Origin of the sequence: Tissierella creatinophila DSM 6911 (genome assembly GCF_001940565.1) — a bacterium.
In the GTDB taxonomy this organism is placed as follows: domain Bacteria; phylum Bacillota; class Clostridia; order Tissierellales; family Tissierellaceae; genus Tissierella_A; species Tissierella_A creatinophila.
Window position 1 is genome coordinate 15,935 of the sequence record NZ_LTDM01000015.1, and the last position, 20,727, is coordinate 36,661.

Sequence of the window (20,727 nt, forward strand, 5' to 3'; positions counted from 1 at the left end):
TTAAGTCTTAGCTCCGAGTTTTTACTGATTAAATTTTAACATTTTCATATACTCATCTTCATATCCTAACAAATCCTTACCATCATTTAAATATTCTTTAAGATATTTTACACTATTTTCTATCATTATATCTAATTCTTTCTTAGTTATCAAAAACCTAATTATGGAAGGTAAGGCAAAGTATATTTCTTCTATAACCATTGCATACTTTAATTCTCCAGTTCCAGAGCCAAGTGTTTTTTCAGCTTGAACAACTAAGGATAATACTACTTGATTTACAAACTCTTTCTTTCCGTTCTTATAAATAAAAAGTAGCCCTACTATGAATAATAGAACTACCAGGATTGAACTTAAATTTGTTTTTATAAAATCTAACATTATATTACCTCCACATCATTTTTATTTACCCAAGAATTTATGTCTGAGATTAAAACTCTATCTTTATTTAATTGACTAACCTTATGAGTTTTATTTTTTACCCAACTTGGTATGTTTTGTCCTGTAGAATATTTGCTTCCTTTTATTTTTACAGTAGAACCTACAGTTAAAGTTTTAGTTGGTGAGGTTTGTCCTAAATCTTTAGTAAATACCCAAGACATTATTTCCTTTAATAAAACTCTATCTGATTTTACTTGTTGAACTGTATAAGCCTTATTTTTTATATGAGAAGGTATTGTTTGACCTGTAGCATACTTTATAGCACTATTTGATAGTATTACCTTGTCACCTACTTTTAAAGAGCTTATAAGTGTATTTACGGAAGGATTTCTGTTAGGTGTTTCTGATACATAGGTAATATAAGTATCTTTAAACCAATGAGTGAACTTAGAACCTGAAACTACTTTTCCATTTTGTATTCTTCCTTTTCTCATTCCTATGGGAGCACCTACACATTCGATAAATTCTCCATTACCTATATATATTCCAGCATGGCCTTTCATCCATAAAATAAGTCCAGGTATGTTTGGAATATTTGAAATAGATCCCTTAATTTTAGCCGAATTAAAAGCTCCTTCTTGATTTCTATCTTGAGATGCTACATATTTAGCACTGCCTTTAGAATCCTTTGGCCATACAAAACCTTTCACTAGTCCATAGCAATCACTAACCATCTTTCCTTTAAATTTATTTAGATAGGCTTTATGCCTTGTATTATAAGCACCTACTCCATAACCTTGGATCGTTTTAGACTTTAATAAGCTATCAGTTAAGACTTGTCCATATGTTCCTAGACAATATCCCCAGTTTTCTTTGAGTGCCTTTTCTACAAACTTAACTAATTCTATATTTGTTTTCAAAATTATTCATCCTTTCTTTAAAATACTTTTCCCATTACATAGCTAACAATAGCAGTTATTATCACCATTACTATTTTTTCATATTTTTCTAAAGGTTTGTCTTTTAAAGTTGCTATCTCTTTTATCAATAGATCTATACTTTTTTGTAAAGACTTTATAGCATCTTGTAAGTGAGTAGTATCTTTCTTTTGTGCAACAATGTCATTTTCAATTATATCTATCCTACTAGAGAAACTATTCAATCTCTTCTCATTGATATCTAATCTTTCATCTATTCTTCTGTGTTTTTCTTTGCATAGTTTTTCATCCATGTCCCACCTCCTAAAAATTTGTATTAAAAAAGAACCTACTATTTAAGTAAGTTCTTTTTTATATTTTATGATTTTATTTTGTTTAAAACCTTTTATACTCTTATTGATCTTCAAATTTAATACTATTAATTAAGGTATCAAAAAACACTGCTGTTGGATGCATTTTAACGGTATGTCGGTATAGCCAATTGGCATAGAGTGCGAGTCCAGCAATAACTGCTATATTTAATACTATAGTTACTCCTAAAATGCTCTCACTTTTTAAAAGCTTGGGCAATTCTATTAATGCGTTATATAAGCTAATAACAAGTCCAAAAAGTGCTAGAAGAATAGGAAGATGCTTTGAAGGATCATTCATTTCTTCAAACTTTCTTGCTCTGGCTTTTACAAGTGCTTGTTGAGTGTTATTCATTCCTCTTAAACTTTCTATATTTTTGTTAATGTGTTCTATACTTAATGTTGACTTCTCGAGAGATAATTTTTCCTCGATAAATCCTTGTAGTTCTTTATCTTCTTTCCTAGTTATTTCTATTAAATCATTAATAAAATTATCATTGTCCTCTAAAATGTTTAGTTGAGTTGAATCCGACAATCTTATCACCTCCCTATCTATAATATCGGAAGAGATAAGATAAGATTAAGCATAAAAATACACCCTTCCAGGTGCTATTGTTCATCTAATACTTCGTATACCATCTCTTGCAAGTTAGAAAGCTTAGGTACTTGCTCTCTAGTATAAATTCCATCAACATTTTTATCTGTCTTAACATTTCTAGCCCATATTTTTACTAAAGCACTTTCTTTTGTAAACATTACATCATTCCTCCTATTAAGTTAGTTAATTCCATTATTGCTTGTTCATTTTCTGCATCTTTTATAGCTTGTAATGTTGACATTTCAAGTAATGCGTTCTCTAGCTCTTGTATTTTTTGTTGTTGTATCTCTTCTGGGGCCTTTGGTATGTCTTCATATTCCCACCAAACTTCACCAGTCGATTTCCTGCACTTAAGTGTTGCCATTTTTCCTTCTAAAACATCTTTTTCAGGTAACATTACTACAGCAATACCTTTAGCTTTATGCTCTTCTGTCAAAGATGTTTCATCATAAACTATGCTCGCATAGTTTTCAGGGTTTTCAAACAAATATATCATTTTTAAAGTCCTCCTTCAGTTTTTACATACCCTATAATTTGAAATACATTTTTATAGGCCCCCATGGTCTGCCCTATATATATAAAAGGATGTTTGCAGTGGATGTTTGTTGCATTTCTGTCACTCACACGTATATTCTTCACAACCACCTTGTTACTCCTTTTTATAATGACCAAGTTACCGCTTGAGCTGCCTTTGTCATTACCTACTATAAATATATAGTCTTCTTCACAAGCTAAATCCATTGAAGCAAGGGATCCCATTGGGGTCCAGGTTTCACTAATAAACGTATTTATATCTATTTCTATAATTTGAGAGGAATAATTAAGTTCATTTAAAGCAACTAACTTACCTTTTGATAAAACCATTTTAGGGTCCCCACCTTCTAATACCCCACTTATTTTAAACTGAACCCCTGTTACAGAATTAAAAGCTATCACACGTTGGTTAGACCATACATATATTATGTTACCTCCAATCAAGCAAAATACAGGTAGGTAAATGGGAATTTCTAGAGATAAAGTCATCGTAGATTTGTTTATTTTATAAACTTTGCCATCATTACGCCCAGCAGCATATATAAATTCTCCGTCTTGGTCTAGATTGACAAAGTGTTCATTCGTAGCGTGGGTAAATGTAGCAACTGTACTCAGCCCATTCTTATCTATTTTCACAATATACCTTTTTTGGCTAAATTGATAGTATACATAAATATACCTATCATCTACAAGCAACCCCACTACGCTAGTTCCTGAAGGGAAAGATATTTCTGCTTCTTTGGATAAGTTCATACTATCTGCGATTATAACCTTGCCTGAAAGGACATAATACAGCTTGCCACCATTTGTTGTTATAAATTGGCCCAAAGCGTTGTTGTTATATAACTCTACACTATTAGCCATAACAGGGGTATAATACTTACCATCATGCCCCAAAGTACTACCCATATAAATTTTATTGTTCATTTATTCCGCCACCTTTTCTAAATATACCATACCATTTTCTATACCCCATTTGTAGTTATCTCCTGTAGAGTCGTCAGCTATATAAGGTTTTGGTATATCCGATAACCTAATGTGGCCATAGCTATTTTGTGTTGCTTTTTTTATTTCATGATTAGCTAACCCTTCTTCTACAACTACCAACTCTGTTTTATTTGCTTTAGTGCTTTGCAACTCTATGATTTGCGCCGTTAAGTTTGCCGCTATATCACCTTCCAGTTGCCCTTTAATATTGTCAAACCAATTTGTAAATTCATTGCCCCAGTTAGTAGTATTATTACTAAACCAATTATTAAACCTATTAGTAAACTCATTTACATTTGTTGTATACCATAAATCAAAGGCATCTTTCTTTTCTTGAGTCCATATAGCTATATCTGCATCATAATTAGCCTTAGTTTGCTTGTACCAGCTTTCAAATTGATTAAAAATAGCTGTTGGGTCTACTTGATCTACTACTCCATGGACTATTCCGCAAAGTCCTTTGTTAAGTCTCAAATCAGTAATATTAGCTTGAGTAATGCTCATTATACCTTTATTGATTGCTATGTCTGCCAAGGCTAATTCATAAGCATCAGCATCTCTTTTCAGTGCAGGAGCTATAGGACTGCTTGCAAATGTTCCTTGTTTAACTAATACCTTTATTTCTCTATCTACAGTATCGTGCCTTAATACAATCCTATCAATCCGATTCAAAACTCCATCAGCAGGATTTATATTTAAAATATAGTCATCATCATTAAATAAAATATAACCGTTCATCCAAGCCTTGCCTGCTTTTACTGTAACTGTCATATCATTATTAGCTGTTACTTGCAAATTATTTGAAGGGTTAGGGAATACTCCGTTCCCGATAAAACTAGCAAAATATCTAGCGAAAAAGCCTGCTTTATATTTTCTGTCCCCGTTTACCGACATAAAAAAACCACTTGTTAAAGCCATTATCTCACCTCTCTTTTAATCTTATCTATTAAAGTAGGGATATTGTTTCCAAATACTATATTTATTTCTAGTCCCTTTTCTTCATATACTTCTTCTATTTCTGTTATCCTTGTATCTATTGTAATTCGCCATTTTTTACTTGTAATAGTAACTCTATCTCCTAAATCAAAATCTTTTTTATACTCTAAGTTGCTTTTTAAATTTATTTTACTATCAAAGGTTTCTATTTTTTTATGTTCATCTAATTTAGATAATCCTCTATCGTTTAAAATCTTTCTATATTCGGCTATAGGGATAGGTACCTCATTATCATTAACTGTCTTTGTAGACTGTAAATCTCTTGCATCTACATATAATTCATATCTATCTAGTCCTTGTCCTACTTCAATAAATACTTTTTCTCTTTGCTCCCCTTCGCCTTCTCCAGCTATTAAAGCTGTATTTCTGTATTCTATATCACTATCTGTATACTCTTGTTCTAGTATATTCTCAAATTCTTCAGAAAATATAGCAGGTGCATTTATGTTTTGCCCTGCCGTTCTATCTACACTTTTGTAGATGTCGAATATTAACTTTTTATTTTTATAATTAAATAATGTTCTTATTCCTAATTCATTTACTTCCGATATATCCTCTATAGTTTCTAAGACATTCTTGTAACTAACTTGCATGTCCAGGCTACCTAAATAGTTTTTAAGCTCTCCTAATACAAGTAAAGGGATTTTCCTATCTGCTTTAGAGGGATTGATACAGTTGTCATTTACAATCTCTCTAATAGCCATTTCAGGGGGACTAGATATATTCTTTCTATCCCATACTATTCTTCGACCTATATAGTTAGTTAAAAATTTACCTTTAATAACTAATATCTCTTTCCCTGTTTCGTCTTGATGTAAATTTCTATATTGAATATATCCTGCCTCTTTATCTCCCTTTTTCCATACTATATTGCCCTTCTTTAGTATATTAAGGTTTTCCATAGATAAATTACAATGTAGTTCAAACTCCCCACACTTACAATATCTCCTAGTCCATATAAAACTAAAGTAATCCTCTATTACACCTTTAAAATTTAACTCCCTATCAAATATATATAGTTCCATACTACACCCCCAAATATTGTGGGCTATGGTATATGTCCACTTCCAAATTGTCTAGTCCTGTTTCTGCATCATATCTAAATAAATTATCTCCTGGATCTAATTTGAGGAAGGTAGAATCTAAATCTATCCAGTTAAAAGCATTGGATGTGATATTGTTTTTAATTAGATTCACTCTTTTATTTTGAAAGTGAGTAGTAACTGTTATTATTTCCCCAGCTTCCATAGTCTTGTTTATTTTGAAATATTCTCTAGTGTTTACATTAAATAAACTAGGATTAGTAAGAGTTGCTAAGGCTCTAAATTTAATTGTCATGCCGCTTTTAACTGCTCCTTGATTAAATATGTTTACTATCAAACTAGGCTCTCTATAGCCCATTTCTATACCTTCTTCTGCTATCTCAAGAGCAAATTCAAAAGCAGGTTGCCATATTGCTATTTCTTCTTTACTTTCTTCTGCATCAGTAAAAAATGGGTTAGGACAATAAAGGTCTATGTTAAATAATTGTCTTTTAAAGGATGTATCTTTCTTTTGAAATATAGGAGCTTTTTCAACTTTACATCTTATTTGTCTTTTTATATCCCCATATTCATAAATAAGAGTACCTTCCATTTTAGGGTTAAAAACTTGTATTAACTTAGCTCTATATTTTGCCGATTCAACTTTGTCATTTGCTTTTATTATTCCTAATATTTGTAGAGATCTTCCCTGCAAAGATTCACCCGTTACTGAAAACCCATCTTGATTTGGAGATTTTATCCTGTGTATTTCAGAATCTAATCCATCTGCTCCAGTAAATTCTTGCAAGAAGAAAGGAAAGGAATATGTTATTTCTATTGAATTTCCAGCAGCGTTTTTATATATAATTTTTTCATGTATTGTATCCATAGCCCTTTCCTCCTAAAATCCTAAAGCCATATTTTCTAATTCTTTTTTGGTTCTTCTTGCTACTTCATAAGGACTAGCCACAGGTACTTGAATATATTGAGTTACATTCACACCCTGGTTTTTTCCAAGTATAGAGTTAACAGTCTGTTTAGCTATATCTTTTACCATCTCTTTACTTGATAAATGATTTCTTACTTTGCTTCCTGCTGGAAGATCTACCATTTCGTACCCTCTCTCATTTATTCTTGCAATTCCTTCAAGAGAGTGTGATGTTCCTAAAGCATAAGCTACATCTCCAGTTTGCTTTCCAGTAACATTTATAGTTTCATTAATCATCTTTTGATGTGTAGTTATAGTTACTGATTTGCTTTCTGGTTTCCACCCTTCCCACCATTGTCTTATTTTACCCCATGCTGTTAGTATCTCGCCACTATTTTTATCAACTTGTCTTGTTAAATCTCCGTAGGCACCTTCCAGTTTTTTTATTCCTTCATTTTTAGTTTTCTCAGCAGCATCTACTGTATCTTTATACTGTCTATTAGCTTCTTTTATTATTTTATCTGCTTTTTCAGCCCATTTCCCACCTTCGAGTGTTTTTAACTCCTCTGCTTGTCTTACTATCTCATCTCTTTGTTGACTAGCTTCTTTAACAGTGTCTTTTCTTTGCCTTTCCATCTGTTTTATTGCCTTACTAACCATTTCAGTTGTGATTCTTTCAGAAGAACTAGACAGTCTATTCAGTATTACATTTTGTTCAGCTTCATTTTTACTCATTGTCGAAACTGCTTGTCTTTTCATTTCTTCCATTATTTCATTTATTCTTATCTGTTGATCTTGGGTTATTCTCCCACCTTGATTTTTAATATTCTCATAAATGGCTAATAACTCTTTTTTCAAAGTTTCTGTTTTTTGCACTCTTTCTTTATGTCCATTGTTAACATTTTGTAAGATTTGTTTTTGTTCTTCATTTGTTAAAAGAGTTGTATTGTTAAACATATTTTGATATTCTGCTGTTACATCTTTAGTTTGTTTTGCACTAGCCTTTATAATTGAATCTGCCATCTTATTAGTAGTATCAGTCATTTTAGTAGTAGCTTCATCAGTATTTTTCACTAACCCTGTATACATATTAGTTGTTGTTGATTGTAATTCATCTGATAAAGTTAAATATGAACTTATTTGTTTTTGAGTCTCTTCCGATATTTTTACCGTTGTATTTTGTACTGATTCAGTTACATTTCCATTCGCATCTGTAACTTTTTCGCTCATCATTTGAGTACTATCAGCAAATAAATTAACTTCGGGGATAACTTCTTCATTTAATCCTTTGTATAAGCCATATCCAGCTAAACCAACTGCTGCTATCATTCCAGCCGCTGGCAAGGCCGCAGTTGCTATCCCCCCAAACCCTCCAGTCAATGCCCCCAATCCTGTAGCACCACCAGCAGTTGCAGCTGCAGTACCTAATCCAGTTGTTGCAGCAGTAACTCCACCTGCTCCACCAATCATAGCAGCTACCTTACTACCTACTGACAGAAGTGTTCCAGCACCTGATACTAGCATACTTCCACCTTTTAGGACAGGACCTATTGCCATAGCTAAAAGTCCAAATTTAACAATATTTTCTTGAGTTTTAGGGCTTAAATCAGCGAATCTCTGAACCATATCAGTCACTGCAGGTATTGTATCTCTTATAACAGGCAATAATTGCACTCCTAAACTTCTAGCAGCTTCTGCTATTTCATTTTTCATAATTCTAAGTTGAGATTCGGTTGTCTCATATCGCTGACTAGCTTCATTAGTTAATGCATTATTTTCTTCCCATGCGTTATTTCCAATTTGTATTGCGTTTGTAAATAGTTCACTTGCATTTCCAGCTCTTAAAAGTGAATCTCTCAATCTTACTTCTGATATTCCTAATTCATCAAGTAATGCTATTGCAGTAGTTCCTTTTTCTTCTGCATTTCCAAGTCCTTCAATAAAAGTACCTAAAGCCTTTACTGCGTCTTCTTCAAATGACTTCTTAAATTGCTCACCCGTCATTCCAGCTACCGCTGCAAAACCTTCCAAGTTCTTCCCAGATTTTATTATTTTGTTTACCTCTTCAGATGTCATTCCAAGACTTGCTGCTAAATCTTTAAAATCTTTGCTACTATTTGAGGACATAAGTTCTAGTTCTCTTCTTGTAAGTCCTGTAGCCTTTTCTAACTCTTTTACTTTATCTATTCCAAGTTCAGAGGCTACACTCATATTTACCATTACTTTAGATATAGCAGAACCACCCATTTCCGCTTCAATGCCTACAGATGAGAGGGCAGTGGCAAGCCCCATTATTTCAGACTCACTTAAACCTATTTGGGTCCCAGCTCCGGCAAGTCTCATGGCCATAGCTACTATATCTGCCTCAGTTGTAGCAAATTTATTTCCAAGGTCAACTATAGTCGAACCTAATCTATTAAAATCCTTCTGGCTCATCTTAGTTATATTTGCAAATTTTGCTAAAGAAGATGAAGCTGTTTCAGAAGAGAGGTTTGTGGATTCTCCTAAATCTACCATAACCCTAGTAAACCCTATTATGTTATCAGTTTGAATTCCAAGTTGTCCGGCAGCTTCTGCTACAGCAGAGATTTCATGGGTAGTAGCTGGAATCTTTTTAGACATGTCAATTATGCCTTTTTCAAGTTTCTTCATTTGTTCAGTCGTTCCGTCTACTGTCTTTTTTACGCCCGCAAAACTAGATTCAAATCTTATAGCTTCAGTTGCCGCAATAGTTCCCATTGACATAAGTGGAAGAGATACATACTTAGTTAGATTTCCACCAACATCCTGCATTTTACCGCCGACATCTTGTAGTGTCTTACCTGCTTGTCCCATTTTCTCACTTGCAACTAACCACTTATTATTATTTTTATCTATTTCTGCATTTGTCTTATTTAATTCAGCTTGTACCGCTGCAAGTTGTGCTTCCGTCTTATTCATCTCTGTTTTGTATCTATTTACAGAATCAACATTTTTATCTACTACTCTTTTTTGTTCATCATATTCTTGATTCACCTTATCCAGTTCTGCTTTCAAGGTCTTAGCTTGTTCAGACTCTGCACCATATACCTTTACTGCTTCTTTATATCTATTATTCAAGTCATTCTTTGATTTTCCTAATTCATCTAATTTAGTCTTATTTTCGCCTGCCCTTTTAGATGCTCTTTCAATGCTGTCTGAATAAGTATTTGATTTTTCCCTAAGTGTAGTAATCTGTTTTTCCAAAGCTGATTGCTTAAAAGTTAAATCATCAGTATTAGACCCAAAGCCTTTCATTCTCTCCCCGGCAAGCTTTATTTCAGATTGGGTAAGTTTATATTGTTGATTTATTGATTTTAATTTTCGATTGTGTTCTGAATCATCTATGGTAAAAATAGTACTAACTTTTCTTATACTGTCGCTCACCTACCCACCTCCTAAATATCTGCAAGGGATTCAATTTCTTCATACTCATATTCTTCTTTATCTGTATTTAAAGCCTCCCAAAATTCACCTATAGCACTTAATAAAATACCTTTACTATAATTTTTATGAAATTTAATTAAAGTTTTAAGTTGTCTTGGACTTGATTTTAAAAATTGTTCATTACTCATATTTAATTGATGTACAGCTAAATAATAAAAATAGTCAAGGTTGAAATCAGCTGCTAAATCTTCTTCTCCACCTTGACTATCTCGTTTTTTAAGTTTTCTACCTCAAATTTAGAACCTTCTATAACTTCATCATTTATTAATAATAAAATTATGTCTGATAAAGTATCTAAAGATGTTAGATTTATTAATAAATTATTAGTTATTTCTTCTTCTGTAATTTCTTCTTGTGCCATACACCTTAAAATTTTGGGTAAAACTTCTATATCATTATTTTTCATAAAAGCATATATTAAAAGAAAAGCATTCTCATATTCTTTGTGCATTTTTACAAGGGCTTTAAAGTCTAATCTCAAAACTAAAGGTTCTTCTCTTCCTTGTACCTGTAATTTATATTCTGATATTTCATTTACTAACATATTTTACCTTCCTTTCAAAAAGTATAAAAAAATAGGAATGAAATAAATCACTCCATTATGGTATTATTACTAATTTTTCCGGTAATTTTATAGTCTTTCCTTCGCCCCAATTCTCCATAAAAGACTCTTCTATAAAATCAGGACTATCAGATCTTACTATATTTCTCCAATTTCCATTATTTAGTGGCATAAATGTTCCTTGCATAGATTTTGTTTGATACTCTACATTACCTTCCCTAGTCTTTACCTTGTCCTCAGGAATAGAAAGCTTACCCTTAAATAGAGTCGCATACTCCATAACCCCTTGAGTCATCTCTTTTTCATACATAAGTGCAATATAAGGCGATTCGTCATAGGCGTTATCTATTACTCCACCATTTTTATCTAATTCTTTTCCTAGTAATTCTGCGTATTGTTCTATAGATAAATCTGTAGCATCTAAAGTTACACTAACTTTCCCAAGTTGGGTATCTGAATCCCAAACCATGCCCTCTGCATAAATTTCGCCTGAATTTTCTTCAGGGGTAACTGTTATTTCTCTAAGCCCAGGCAAGTATTTTATAGGATCATAGGTTACTGTATTTTCTGTTTCAGATTTAAGTATTGCATAGTAAAGTTTCCTAATGTTTTTTATTACTAACTTCTTTTTCACTGTCATGATTAATAATCTCCTTTCGTATACCTTAAAAGATAATGAAATAATTTTGTATCTTTTTCGTACATACTTCCACATATTCCACGATAGTAACCCTTATCTTTTAGCACTTCTTTTATAGCGTTTCTTATGTTTTCATAACTTCCCTTAGAAAAAATATCAACTTGGATTTCATGGCTCGTTATTTGCTCCTCTCCTTCACTAAAAAGAATTCCCTCATCTGTTACTATCTGATATTCGATATAAGGGGCTAAAGTACCCTCGGGTGCATTTAAGAGGTATATCTTTGGATTTCCGTCTTTATCTCTTCCAATTGTATTTATTATACGATTATCCAGTAAATCCTCTCTTATCTTACTTTCCATTTAATACACCCTTTTCAATTTTTTTGAAAAACTTATCTGTATTCTCATTTATGGCTCTACTAAAAAAACCAACGTGCTTTTTATTTTTACTTGAACCTAATTCATTATAAATATCATGATATGATTTTGAATAAACTTGTACTCCTATATTTCCATCTACTCTTTTAGGTCTCTTCTTCCAAGACTTAGAAAGCCTTCCGGTTCTTTTATAAGATGCTTGACTTGCAACTTTTACCGCATCATCAGCTACATCATTTAAAACTCTTCTTTTCTTAAAATCTGAAATATTCATATCATCAAGGTCTGCATATATTTCATCAAAACCTTCTACAATTGTGCTGCTCATAGAATCACCAACCTTGCTTTTATAATAAGTTCTTTATTCTCATACTTTACATTGTCTGGATGTTCTATAATTTCATACCTTTGGCCTTGAAATAGAATAAACATATCTGGAGTTATCCCTTCGATAAATCTCATTTTAAAACTTGTAACTTTCTCTTGAATGAATTGTTTAGCCAAATATTTTTCATTACCATATAGATCATTAACATCAGCATAAGTTTTTCTTACAGTTTCATATCCTTCTTTAGGAAATCCTGCATCATCATATATATTTTGCTTTTTCTGAATTTCTATTAAGTGTCTATATTTCATTTTTCTCTACCTCTGAGTAGCAATATCTCATTTGTTGAAATAAACTGTGAATTGTATGTCTTATTTTTTCTGACACATGCTCTACATTTGAAGTAAAATCTCTGTTTTCATACCAGTTATTAACCAATACTAAAGTTGCAAGCTTAGCTTTATTTTCAATTTCCGGAGTAGATTTGTACCAATCTCCTACAGAGTTTTTTATATAGATTTCTGCGTTGTCTATTAATAAATTTAAAATCTGATCAATAGATAAATCTTCTTCAGTATTATTGTCATAGATTCTTAGCCATTCCCTAACTTCTACTATAGATACTATTTTCTCACTCAATATAGTCCCTCCTTAAAGTATTTAAGAGAGGGATTAGCCTCTCTTATGGTATTACCGGAAATTTTAAATCTACTCTTACAACTGCCTTTTTATCCATAGCTTTAACATCAAATCTCTCTACTACTCTCATCATTGTTGCATACTTAGTAAATCCTGCTTCTGTTGAGATAGCCATATCATAAACTTGTCTATCGAAAAAAGCTACCGATTCTTCTAAATCTCCCACAAAGAAAGTTGCGTCTTTGGTAGCTGTTGTTTTCATTTCTTCATCAGATAAAACTACTACTGTTTTGCCTTTAAATATTTTTGACCCTGATACTTCAAGCGAATCTTTAAGAAGGGTTCTTCCGTTTTCATCTACTAATTGGTCTAAGTAGTTATATCCAGTTTGATTTGTAATGATTATTGCCGATAACGCTATAGCTGGGTCCAATTTAGTATTTAATGCTGTAATTATAGCAGTGTAGTCCTCTCCATTTACTTTAGTAGCTGTATTTAGTACTTCAAGTATTTTTTCATTTTCAGTTCTTACTGCTTTCTTACCAAACCTTCTCTTTACAAAAGAAATTAAATTAGCCTTTTCATCTTGTAAAAGAGTATTAGATATTGGAATTATATCTCCATAATCTCCAAGCCCCCAAGCTAATTGTCCAAACTTGATAGTAGATTGATTTATTTCTGTCATTTCTCCAAAGTTTATTAGCTTATCATTTGATTCTACTTCTAAAGGCATTTTACCTGAAAGAGTTCCTACTGGAATTACATTACAAAAGTCTTTAAGCGGTATTAATTGTCTCTTATACTCTTCTATCTCTGTTCTTTGCTCTTCTGGTACTAAGTATCCTCCATCTTCCCCTACTCTTTCTACAAGAGCATTCTCAGGCTCGGAAAGAGGTTTTCCTAGAACTGCCTTATTGAAAGCTACTACTTCATTAGCTTTTACCGCTGTGGGAATTGGAGTTCCTTCAAATTTATCTGTTTCTAGATTTTCCAATTCTTCTTGTACTGCTATAGCTTTTTCCAAGTCTCTTACTTCATTAATCATTGCATGAGCTTCTTCAATTTTACCCTCTGTTTGCAAACTTGACATAATGTTTCTTAAATCTTTTAATTTGTTGTACATTTCTTGTGATTTTTTCATTGCGTGCATCTGTAGGTTTAATTTAAATTTGCTTTTCATATTATATATTCCTCCTAAGTTATAATAAAAAATAGACCTACTCTTTTAACATTAAAGTTAGATCTATTTCTTTTAGTTTGTTTTCTAATTCTTTTTGCTTTCTTTCCAAATCTTTGTTATTAGGTTTTTTAATAGTATTTTTTAGTTTGTTTATTACATGGGTAGGTAACATTCCATCTACATTTGCTACTACCTGTAGATTTTCATTTTCAAACATAATTTCATCAATCAATCCAAGTTCTAAGGCGATTTTTGATGTTATCCAAGTTTCATTATCCATCATTTCTAGTAATTCTTCTGTAGATAATCCACTTTTAATTTTATAAGCGTTAGATATTGATTCGTTTATACCTTTTAAGAAGTCTGCTGTATGCTCCATATCTCTATGGTCGCCTTGAGCTACCACACTTGCATTATGAATCATTATTTGAGCAGTTGGAGACATTGACACTTTATTTCCTGCCATAGCAATAACTGATGCAGCACTTGCAGCCATTCCTACTATTTTAATAGCTACATTACCTAAATAAGATTTTAAAGCTGTATAGATTTCACTTCCGGCAAAGACTGAACCTCCTGGAGAATTAATTTCTACAGTTATATCTTGACCTTTAAATTCTTTGAGTTGTTGATTTATAACTTTGGGACAAGTAGCTTCATAATCTAACCATTCATATATCCAATAATCATCATTTGAAACTATAGGACCTTTAACTTCTAGTACGTTCATTATTTATCACCACCTTTCCTATATTGTTCTCCCGCCATTTCCAAAGGTATTATATTACCATTTGCATAAGTTTTATCTCCCTCTGGTACTTTAGGTTTGTCTAGATATGCTCTAGCCTCATTTGGAGTATAGATTCCATTTTGAACACCTGTTGAAAGTGATTCTATTTGTGATTTTAAATCTGCTCTTAAAATAGAATTTACATTAAATTTGTAATAGTAGCCTTGATCTATTTGTTTTTCAGTTTGTAGCTTATAATTTATTTCTTCTTCATATTGTTTTAATATAAATAATAAAGTATCTACATAAAAACTAATATTTTGCATTTCACTATTGGAATAACTAGATTTTGAATAGTCATTTATATGATTTGGTTTTATCCCAAAAGCTGCTGCAATTTGTAGAGAAGAATATTTCTTTAAGTCAAAGAACTGACTATCTGTTAATTTTAGATCTAAAGGTACTATCTTCATTCCTAGAGGTAGTGGTATAAATTTACCTGCATTTTCTGCACCTGTTGCATATTCTTCGATTCCTTTTAATAGTTTTCTTTCAGCATCCTTATTTAAATCTCCTGTATATTCCAATGCAGCTCTTGCACTCATTCCACCTTTATGAAGATTATTTAAAAAAGATTGACTTGCTTTATTCCCTTCTACAGTTGAGTGTAGTATTTCTTGTACTGATAAACCAGTTATTCCATCTCTTGACACTCCAGTCTTAAAATGCATTATATCTTTGTGATTAAATTTATATTTTATATTTGTTATTGGATCTTCATATAAATAATATAAATCATTTGTAGTACCAAATAGTCCAGCATCATCAATTATTAATGTTACATATTCAGATTGCAAAATCCATTGATCTATTAAATTTCCTTTGTGCCATCTATTCCAAACATAAGCATTTCCGTGTTGATTTCTATTAAATTCTACGCTTGCCAAAAAAGTAGATGGTGTCATATATGGATTAGGTCTTGTTTTTATTTTTTTAGATACTTGAGTAGACTTAGCTGAAACGGGGCCTTCTTCTGTATCTTGATAATACTTTAGGGATAATTTTCCCAAACTTTCAGATAGCATTTTAATACATGTAAAATAAGTTATCTCTGATAAATTTTCACCTAGATTGTTAGTCCCTTTAAACATCTCTATGATTTCATCCATAGTTATTTCTTTTCTTTCTTGGTTAGTGGGTATAAATACATTTTTTATTCTTTTAAATACTCCCATTTTCTCACCTCCTACCATCCCATTTTCTTTAGATATTCTTCTGTTGATTTTTCTGTATCAAATATAACTTCTCCATTATTAAATATAGTTCTTGATAGCCCCATAAGCAGTGCTACAATACCATCTATCTTATTTTTAGCTTTAGATTTATCGTACTTTATATTTCCTGCTGCATCTTCTGTAGCTACTACATTTTTTGCCATCCAGGTTAAAACTTCATTGTTTGCTATTATTAATCTTCCATCTAATAATAAAATCTCCAGGTCACGAATGACTGGAGACATTGATTTATAACCTTGCCCAAAAGGTGCTATAGTATATTTCTTTTCTAATCTACTTCTTACATCTCCACTTCCCCATCTATCAAAGGCAATTTCAGCTATATTTATTTGATAAGTATTTATTATATGGTCTATATTATTAAACAGTTCCTCATTGTCTACATAATATCCATTTAAGCCTATTAGTTGCTTATTCCTTACCCACATATCATATCTTACATTATCCCGTTCAGAACGCTCTAAAAGTGTTTCTGTGGGAGTAAATAAGAGAGGGTAAACTATATATTTATCTCTTGCTTCATCATAAAACGTCATAACAAAAGCTATTATATCTTGAATATAAGCCATATCGAGCCCACAATATGCTGTCATTCCTCTTAAATCATCTAAGGATATATCTTGTAGGCAAGCTTCCCATCTCTTTATATCAATAGCACCTTCGCCATCTAAAGCTACGTGTTGATTAAGGTAAAGTCTTCTCGCCTGCGGTTCTAAGGTCTTTATCCTACTAGCTTTTAACATAAAATCTTTTAAGTCTTTAAGTTTTCTAAATATAGATAATGCAGGGTTGGATTTATACCATTGTTCCTCATCCATTAAGTCGCATTCTTTATCAGCTTCATATATGGCAGAGTAAAATGATTCATCTTCTACTTCTCCATTTTCTACATCTTTAGCATAGTTATACATTTGCATTTCTAGATTATGAGGGTCTTCTCCACTAGATGCAGTAGTTGTCATAAAAAGTAAAGGATCATCCCAAAGCCCCATACCAGTTCTTAATTTGGTGTAGGCTTCATTATTTTTATATTCGTGAATTTCATCTAGAATAACTAAGTAAGAAGCATATGAGTCAAGGTTGGCCCCATCATTTGCTAATACTCTCAAAGTACTATTTGTAGATTTCCTGAACATTTCTCTCTTTGATTCTGTTATTTTTACATGTTTTCTAAGAGTAGAATTGTTATTTATCATCAACTGCATTGTTTTAAACAGGTTTGTAGCTTGTTTTATGTCATTAGCTACTATGATATATTCAGCTCCAAAAGTAGGATCTGTAAAATATAAATAAACTGCTATCCAGGAGACTAAAGATCCTTTACCATTTTTTCTAGAAATATCTAAAAGAGCTTCTCTATACCTTCTTCTATTATTTTCTTTATCTTTTACACATAGAATTTCAGATGTATGAATGAATTGAAATCTTAAAGGTTGTATTTTTTGTCCCTTGACTCCTTTATCTAATTCTAACTTAGTTATAAAAGTATAAAACTTCCTGGCTTCTTCTTCATCATAATAGTATTTATCAGATTCCCATTTTACTTTTAGTTCCTCGATTAATTCATCTAAGTCATATTGAGTTTGTTCCCGAATGTGTTTGTTTTTTAAGTCTTCAGAATTATATAGTGTCATTTCGAAATCATAGATTCCATTTCAGGATCATCTGTATTATGGATTATAAACTCTTTAAGTTTCATTCTTTCCCGAGGGGTAAGAGTAAATTCTTTTATAAAGCTTAACATATTGCTCATTGCATTATTTGCTATAGAAATTTCGGGGATCTGTTGTCTGTAACCACTATCAGTCTGAAATGTTAACTTTTTAAACTTTTTTATTTCTTTTTCAGCTTGAATCCACCTTTGATAATTCATGCATAAAGCAAGTAAAGCTATCTCATCTCCCGTTTTCCACTTTCCTTCTTCAATCAGCATTTCAGCTATTGAATAGTATTTTTCTTTACCTGCTTTCAGTAATATTGCAGGTGGTTTTGGTATCTCTTTCAACTTTTAGACCCCCTCCCTTCAAAAATAGCAAAAATTCTTACGCGTGATTGGGAACGCGCTTGTGCCGTGCAGGCTGGGAACTTCGTCCATCCCCCTACCCTTGCAGAAGTTTCAATTTATATATTTACATCTTTAGTAATTAGAGTAAGCAGTAGACTCTGAGTTTCTTCTTTTAATTTATCTGATCTTTTATATTTATTATGCACCGACTGATGACAACTCTCACACAAACAAATTAAATTATTTAAATCAAAAGCTTTTGAAATATCTTCTTTAAGTTCAATGATGTGATGAACAGCTTGAGAACTTTTAATAGTTTTGTTACTTAAGCATAAGATACATAAGTTATTGTCCCTGAACTCTGCTCTTTGTTTAACTATAGTCCATTGCTTATTGTTATAAATCTTTTGTATGCCTTCATCTCTTTGGTATCTATTATATAAACTATGCTTTGCCCTGTTGTCCTTACTATACAGTTCTTCACACTCTATACAACTCTTTAAATAATAGTCTATAAGCTTGCCACATCTACACATCTTCATCATAGCCATGTAACCAACTCCAATTAAAAAGAGACACCTGTGAAGGCATCTCTTATATGTTCTACTATTGTCTTGTTCCGTTAACACTTACTGCTATCGCATGCATTGAACCCGTCTCTCCTACTACATTGTCTATTCCTTCAAAGTTTGAATAACCATTACCTGTAAGAGTTCCCCATACTTCTACTATATCTCCTTCTGATGCCTCAAACATATCATGTTGTATTGGCATTACATATCCTTTATCATTCCTTACCAACCATGCACTAGGATCTCCTATATTATTTTCTATAGTAGTAATTCCTACAATTTCACCTTTAAAGTAATAATCCATTCCCGTAAAGTCATGGTCTCCCTTTGTAACTAATATAGTCCCTGGTCCTGCTGGATATTTTTCAGCATTTAACTCAGCATCTTTTTCCATGCTTGGTTCTTCTTCCAATTCAGTGTTTAGTTCTTCATCTTTATTTCCTTCTTCAATCTCATTTTCCACAGGTTCTTCTTCCATTACTTTATTAGCAGGTTCTTCTACCTGTGGTGTTGTATTCCCACATCCCACAACAGTAATTAATAAAGATAATATAAGTATTAATGCTAATATTTTTTTCATATATAATTCCCCCTTTCAACATCATTATATCAAAATAGGAATTATTTACCATATAAAATATAAAAAACAAGCCGACTAAATAAATAGCCGACTCGTTTATAAAAGGGGTATAAATATATTTCTACTTAATATCATATTAACACATCTATTTCGGATTAAACGGATTATGTTAAATATTATATATATCTCTCGTCGTTGCCTCGTTGTTATCTCGTCGGCTTTATTATTAGTTCATTTAATACTTGTGATGCGACTTAATTAAAGTCTAATAATAGATTAAGCTGCGATTGATGTTCACTCAATCTATCGGTAGCTGTTTCAAAATATCCTTTGTCGATTTCAAACCCCATATAGCTAAACCCTAGGTCGTGACAAGCCATTAGGCTAGATGCACTTCCGACGTGAGTGTCAATTATCTTATCTCCTTTTTTTGCATAAGTTTTTAATAACCATTTATATAAAGCCACAGGTTTTTGATTAGGATGTATTCTCAACTCCTTGTTTTTCATGTCCTCTTGTAACATTCCATTCCATCTGTACTTAAATTTTCTAACTGCAGTATTAAAGCTTGTCCATGCTAGTTCACAGTCTGCAAAGTCACCGCTATTGTCTTTATCCCACACTATCCAGCAACTACTATCAAAAGGTATCTTGCTTATAAAATGATTAGCACCCCATATTATTTGATTTTGGCTAATTCTCATAAGTTCTTTAAAATACTTCTCAGCCGGAGCGCTTCTGTCATTCCCATGATAATCCTTGTAATCTTTCGCTATAGCCTTGTTACTCCTCGTTTTATTCTTGCCACCACTTTCTCCGATTCCATAAGGTGGGTCTATTATTGCTAGTTCAAAATATTTATCAGGTATTAATTTCATACCTTCCATACAATCCATGTTGTATAAATTATTTAACTCTAATTTCAAAATCTCCACTTCCTTTACTTCGTACTTTAAACATATTGTTCATCTGTCCCAATTCAATTTTTGCCCACAATGAAAACAATATTTAATCTTTCCTACCCCATGAATATCAGTTTTACAAACTGAACAGTGGGCTTTTCCATAGTCATAGATTTCAATTTTCTTTGGTACTCGTTTTTCCAATGCTACAATCCCTTCTGTTAAACCATATACTATGTCATGGTTTTCTTTTGATTTTGCGTTTTCATATAGCATATTTAGTGCTTTGAGTGCTGATTTTAAAGACTCTTTTGTATAATTATCCATTACTCTTCACTCCTTTAGTTAGTATGATTATTGTTATGTTCATTACCTAACCTCTACCTTCGTAATTCCATGTTCTACATAATCTCCACTTTCATCACTACTTTGTATGTGTCCATTTAACTTCTCCATACTTGAAAACACTCCATCAAGCACAACTTCCTTATTTTCAATATACTCCTTCATCAATACAAAGACTTCTAAAGGCTCTTCTTTCCATCTCTCGTTAGCTACATAGTCAACATGCCAACGTCCTCTGTCTCGCCACCGGAGTTTGTCAAGCAAGTTGTCGCATTTAGTATAAAAAATATATTCCGTTGTTTCCGATTTGCCATTGATATGGAGCCTCTGCCTATATGGTTTTAGTACCTGAAGGCATGACTAATAAAGGTAC

28 protein-coding genes are annotated in these 20,727 nt (G+C 32.2%); all 28 read right to left on the reverse strand.

What is annotated here, in order from left to right; translation table 11 throughout:
* Positions 1-21 precede the first annotated feature (21 nt).
* On the reverse strand, positions 22-378 hold the full coding sequence (locus TICRE_RS05670; protein ID WP_075726007.1) for a hypothetical protein: 357 nt from the start codon (positions 376-378) through the stop codon (positions 22-24).
* Positions 378-1,298: a hypothetical protein gene (locus TICRE_RS05675; RefSeq protein ID WP_075726009.1), complete on the reverse strand. Its 921-nt coding sequence runs from the start codon at positions 1,296-1,298 to the stop codon at positions 378-380. The genes TICRE_RS05670 and TICRE_RS05675 overlap by 1 nt, the downstream gene beginning before the upstream one ends.
* Positions 1,299-1,315: 17 nt before the next feature.
* Positions 1,316-1,609: a hypothetical protein gene (locus tag TICRE_RS05680; RefSeq protein WP_075726011.1), complete on the reverse strand. Its 294-nt coding sequence runs from the start codon at positions 1,607-1,609 to the stop codon at positions 1,316-1,318.
* A 100-nt stretch (positions 1,610-1,709) separates the two neighbouring features.
* On the reverse strand, positions 1,710-2,201 hold the full coding sequence (locus tag TICRE_RS05685) for a hypothetical protein (protein WP_075726013.1): 492 nt from the start codon (positions 2,199-2,201) through the stop codon (positions 1,710-1,712).
* A gap of 74 nt (positions 2,202-2,275) precedes the next feature.
* Positions 2,276-2,422 (reverse strand): hypothetical protein, encoded by a 147-nt coding sequence (locus TICRE_RS13415; RefSeq protein WP_198927496.1) that lies wholly within the window; start codon positions 2,420-2,422, stop codon positions 2,276-2,278.
* Positions 2,422-2,760, reverse strand: coding sequence for a hypothetical protein (locus TICRE_RS05690; protein ID WP_075726015.1), 339 nt, complete (start codon positions 2,758-2,760; stop codon positions 2,422-2,424). Before TICRE_RS05690 ends, TICRE_RS13415 begins: the two co-directional genes overlap by 1 nt.
* A gap of 2 nt (positions 2,761-2,762) precedes the next feature.
* A complete protein-coding gene (locus tag TICRE_RS05695; RefSeq protein ID WP_075726017.1) occupies positions 2,763-3,725 on the reverse strand; it encodes a YncE family protein in 963 nt (320 codons plus the stop codon).
* Entirely contained in the window at positions 3,726-4,703 is a 978-nt protein-coding gene (locus tag TICRE_RS13420) for a hypothetical protein (protein WP_198927497.1), read from the reverse strand.
* On the reverse strand, positions 4,703-5,806 hold the full coding sequence (locus tag TICRE_RS05705; RefSeq protein ID WP_075726019.1) for a siphovirus ReqiPepy6 Gp37-like family protein: 1,104 nt from the start codon (positions 5,804-5,806) through the stop codon (positions 4,703-4,705). The genes TICRE_RS13420 and TICRE_RS05705 overlap by 1 nt, the downstream gene beginning before the upstream one ends.
* Position 5,807: 1 nt before the next feature.
* Positions 5,808-6,692 (reverse strand): phage tail family protein, encoded by an 885-nt coding sequence (locus TICRE_RS05710; protein ID WP_075726021.1) that lies wholly within the window; start codon positions 6,690-6,692, stop codon positions 5,808-5,810.
* Positions 6,693-6,704: 12 nt separating this feature from the next.
* On the reverse strand, positions 6,705-10,136 hold the full coding sequence (locus TICRE_RS05715) for a phage tail tape measure protein (RefSeq protein ID WP_075726023.1): 3,432 nt from the start codon (positions 10,134-10,136) through the stop codon (positions 6,705-6,707).
* Positions 10,137-10,147: 11 nt separating this feature from the next.
* Positions 10,148-10,324: a hypothetical protein gene (locus TICRE_RS13205; protein WP_158016446.1), complete on the reverse strand. Its 177-nt coding sequence runs from the start codon at positions 10,322-10,324 to the stop codon at positions 10,148-10,150.
* Between the two features lie 53 nt (positions 10,325-10,377).
* The gene (locus TICRE_RS05720; RefSeq protein ID WP_075726025.1) at positions 10,378-10,740 is read right to left on the reverse strand and encodes a hypothetical protein; all 363 of its coding nucleotides are present in this window, start codon (positions 10,738-10,740) and stop codon (positions 10,378-10,380) included.
* A 55-nt stretch (positions 10,741-10,795) separates the two neighbouring features.
* On the reverse strand, positions 10,796-11,398 hold the full coding sequence (locus TICRE_RS05725; RefSeq protein WP_075726027.1) for a major tail protein: 603 nt from the start codon (positions 11,396-11,398) through the stop codon (positions 10,796-10,798).
* A gap of 2 nt (positions 11,399-11,400) precedes the next feature.
* Positions 11,401-11,760, reverse strand: a complete 360-nt coding sequence (locus TICRE_RS05730; RefSeq protein ID WP_075726029.1) for a hypothetical protein — start codon at positions 11,758-11,760, stop codon at positions 11,401-11,403.
* Positions 11,750-12,106 (reverse strand): HK97 gp10 family phage protein, encoded by a 357-nt coding sequence (locus tag TICRE_RS05735; RefSeq protein ID WP_075726031.1) that lies wholly within the window; start codon positions 12,104-12,106, stop codon positions 11,750-11,752. Before TICRE_RS05735 ends, TICRE_RS05730 begins: the two co-directional genes overlap by 11 nt.
* A complete protein-coding gene (locus TICRE_RS05740; protein WP_075726033.1) occupies positions 12,103-12,417 on the reverse strand; it encodes a phage head closure protein in 315 nt (104 codons plus the stop codon). Before TICRE_RS05740 ends, TICRE_RS05735 begins: the two co-directional genes overlap by 4 nt.
* On the reverse strand, positions 12,407-12,745 hold the full coding sequence (locus TICRE_RS05745; RefSeq protein WP_198927498.1) for a head-tail connector protein: 339 nt from the start codon (positions 12,743-12,745) through the stop codon (positions 12,407-12,409). Before TICRE_RS05745 ends, TICRE_RS05740 begins: the two co-directional genes overlap by 11 nt.
* Before the next feature lie 43 nt (positions 12,746-12,788).
* Positions 12,789-13,925, reverse strand: coding sequence for a phage major capsid protein (locus tag TICRE_RS05750; RefSeq protein WP_084191868.1), 1,137 nt, complete (start codon positions 13,923-13,925; stop codon positions 12,789-12,791).
* A 37-nt stretch (positions 13,926-13,962) separates the two neighbouring features.
* Positions 13,963-14,655, reverse strand: coding sequence for a head maturation protease, ClpP-related (locus tag TICRE_RS05755; RefSeq protein ID WP_075726035.1), 693 nt, complete (start codon positions 14,653-14,655; stop codon positions 13,963-13,965).
* Positions 14,655-15,890: a phage portal protein gene (locus TICRE_RS05760; RefSeq protein WP_075726037.1), complete on the reverse strand. Its 1,236-nt coding sequence runs from the start codon at positions 15,888-15,890 to the stop codon at positions 14,655-14,657. The genes TICRE_RS05755 and TICRE_RS05760 overlap by 1 nt, the downstream gene beginning before the upstream one ends.
* Positions 15,891-15,901: 11 nt before the next feature.
* A complete protein-coding gene (locus TICRE_RS05765) occupies positions 15,902-17,584 on the reverse strand; it encodes a terminase large subunit (RefSeq protein WP_084191870.1) in 1,683 nt (560 codons plus the stop codon).
* Positions 17,581-17,955: a P27 family phage terminase small subunit gene (locus TICRE_RS05770; protein ID WP_075726039.1), complete on the reverse strand. Its 375-nt coding sequence runs from the start codon at positions 17,953-17,955 to the stop codon at positions 17,581-17,583. Before TICRE_RS05770 ends, TICRE_RS05765 begins: the two co-directional genes overlap by 4 nt.
* A 116-nt stretch (positions 17,956-18,071) precedes the next feature.
* Positions 18,072-18,584, reverse strand: a complete 513-nt coding sequence (locus TICRE_RS05775; protein WP_158016448.1) for an HNH endonuclease signature motif containing protein — start codon at positions 18,582-18,584, stop codon at positions 18,072-18,074.
* Entirely contained in the window at positions 18,562-19,107 is a 546-nt protein-coding gene (locus TICRE_RS05780) for a hypothetical protein (RefSeq protein WP_075726043.1), read from the reverse strand. Before TICRE_RS05780 ends, TICRE_RS05775 begins: the two co-directional genes overlap by 23 nt.
* A 254-nt stretch (positions 19,108-19,361) precedes the next feature.
* A complete protein-coding gene (locus tag TICRE_RS05785) occupies positions 19,362-20,033 on the reverse strand; it encodes a DNA methyltransferase (RefSeq protein WP_198927499.1) in 672 nt (223 codons plus the stop codon).
* A gap of 39 nt (positions 20,034-20,072) precedes the next feature.
* The gene (locus TICRE_RS05790) at positions 20,073-20,336 is read right to left on the reverse strand and encodes a hypothetical protein (RefSeq protein ID WP_075726045.1); all 264 of its coding nucleotides are present in this window, start codon (positions 20,334-20,336) and stop codon (positions 20,073-20,075) included.
* Positions 20,337-20,378: 42 nt separating this feature from the next.
* Complete coding sequence (locus TICRE_RS13050; RefSeq protein ID WP_143583085.1) at positions 20,379-20,618, reverse strand: hypothetical protein; 240 nt, start codon at positions 20,616-20,618, stop codon at positions 20,379-20,381.
* Positions 20,619-20,727 lie beyond the last annotated feature (109 nt).

Coding starts and splice junctions, on each gene's coding strand:
- TICRE_RS05670 (WP_075726007.1), bottom strand. CDS start 378: ATGTTAGATTTTATAAAAACAAATTTAAGTTCAATCCTGGTAGTTCTA.
- TICRE_RS05680 (WP_075726011.1), bottom strand. CDS start 1,609: ATGGATGAAAAACTATGCAAAGAAAAACACAGAAGAATAGATGAAAGA.
- TICRE_RS13415 (WP_198927496.1), bottom strand. CDS start 2,422: ATGTTTACAAAAGAAAGTGCTTTAGTAAAAATATGGGCTAGAAATGTT.
- TICRE_RS05690 (WP_075726015.1), bottom strand. CDS start 2,760: ATGATATATTTGTTTGAAAACCCTGAAAACTATGCGAGCATAGTTTAT.
- TICRE_RS05695 (WP_075726017.1), bottom strand. CDS start 3,725: ATGAACAATAAAATTTATATGGGTAGTACTTTGGGGCATGATGGTAAG.
- TICRE_RS13420 (WP_198927497.1), bottom strand. CDS start 4,703: ATGGCTTTAACAAGTGGTTTTTTTATGTCGGTAAACGGGGACAGAAAA.
- TICRE_RS05705 (WP_075726019.1), bottom strand. CDS start 5,806: ATGGAACTATATATATTTGATAGGGAGTTAAATTTTAAAGGTGTAATA.
- TICRE_RS05710 (WP_075726021.1), bottom strand. CDS start 6,692: ATGGATACAATACATGAAAAAATTATATATAAAAACGCTGCTGGAAAT.
- TICRE_RS13205 (WP_158016446.1), bottom strand. CDS start 10,324: ATGAGTAATGAACAATTTTTAAAATCAAGTCCAAGACAACTTAAAACT.
- TICRE_RS05720 (WP_075726025.1), bottom strand. CDS start 10,740: ATGTTAGTAAATGAAATATCAGAATATAAATTACAGGTACAAGGAAGA.
- TICRE_RS05725 (WP_075726027.1), bottom strand. CDS start 11,398: ATGACAGTGAAAAAGAAGTTAGTAATAAAAAACATTAGGAAACTTTAC.
- TICRE_RS05730 (WP_075726029.1), bottom strand. CDS start 11,760: ATGGAAAGTAAGATAAGAGAGGATTTACTGGATAATCGTATAATAAAT.
- TICRE_RS05735 (WP_075726031.1), bottom strand. CDS start 12,106: ATGAGCAGCACAATTGTAGAAGGTTTTGATGAAATATATGCAGACCTT.
- TICRE_RS05740 (WP_075726033.1), bottom strand. CDS start 12,417: ATGAAATATAGACACTTAATAGAAATTCAGAAAAAGCAAAATATATAT.
- TICRE_RS05750 (WP_084191868.1), bottom strand. CDS start 13,925: ATGAAAAGCAAATTTAAATTAAACCTACAGATGCACGCAATGAAAAAA.
- TICRE_RS05755 (WP_075726035.1), bottom strand. CDS start 14,655: ATGAACGTACTAGAAGTTAAAGGTCCTATAGTTTCAAATGATGATTAT.
- TICRE_RS05760 (WP_075726037.1), bottom strand. CDS start 15,890: ATGGGAGTATTTAAAAGAATAAAAAATGTATTTATACCCACTAACCAA.
- TICRE_RS05765 (WP_084191870.1), bottom strand. CDS start 17,584: ATGACACTATATAATTCTGAAGACTTAAAAAACAAACACATTCGGGAA.
- TICRE_RS05780 (WP_075726043.1), bottom strand. CDS start 19,107: ATGAAAAAAATATTAGCATTAATACTTATATTATCTTTATTAATTACT.
- TICRE_RS05790 (WP_075726045.1), bottom strand. CDS start 20,336: ATGGATAATTATACAAAAGAGTCTTTAAAATCAGCACTCAAAGCACTA.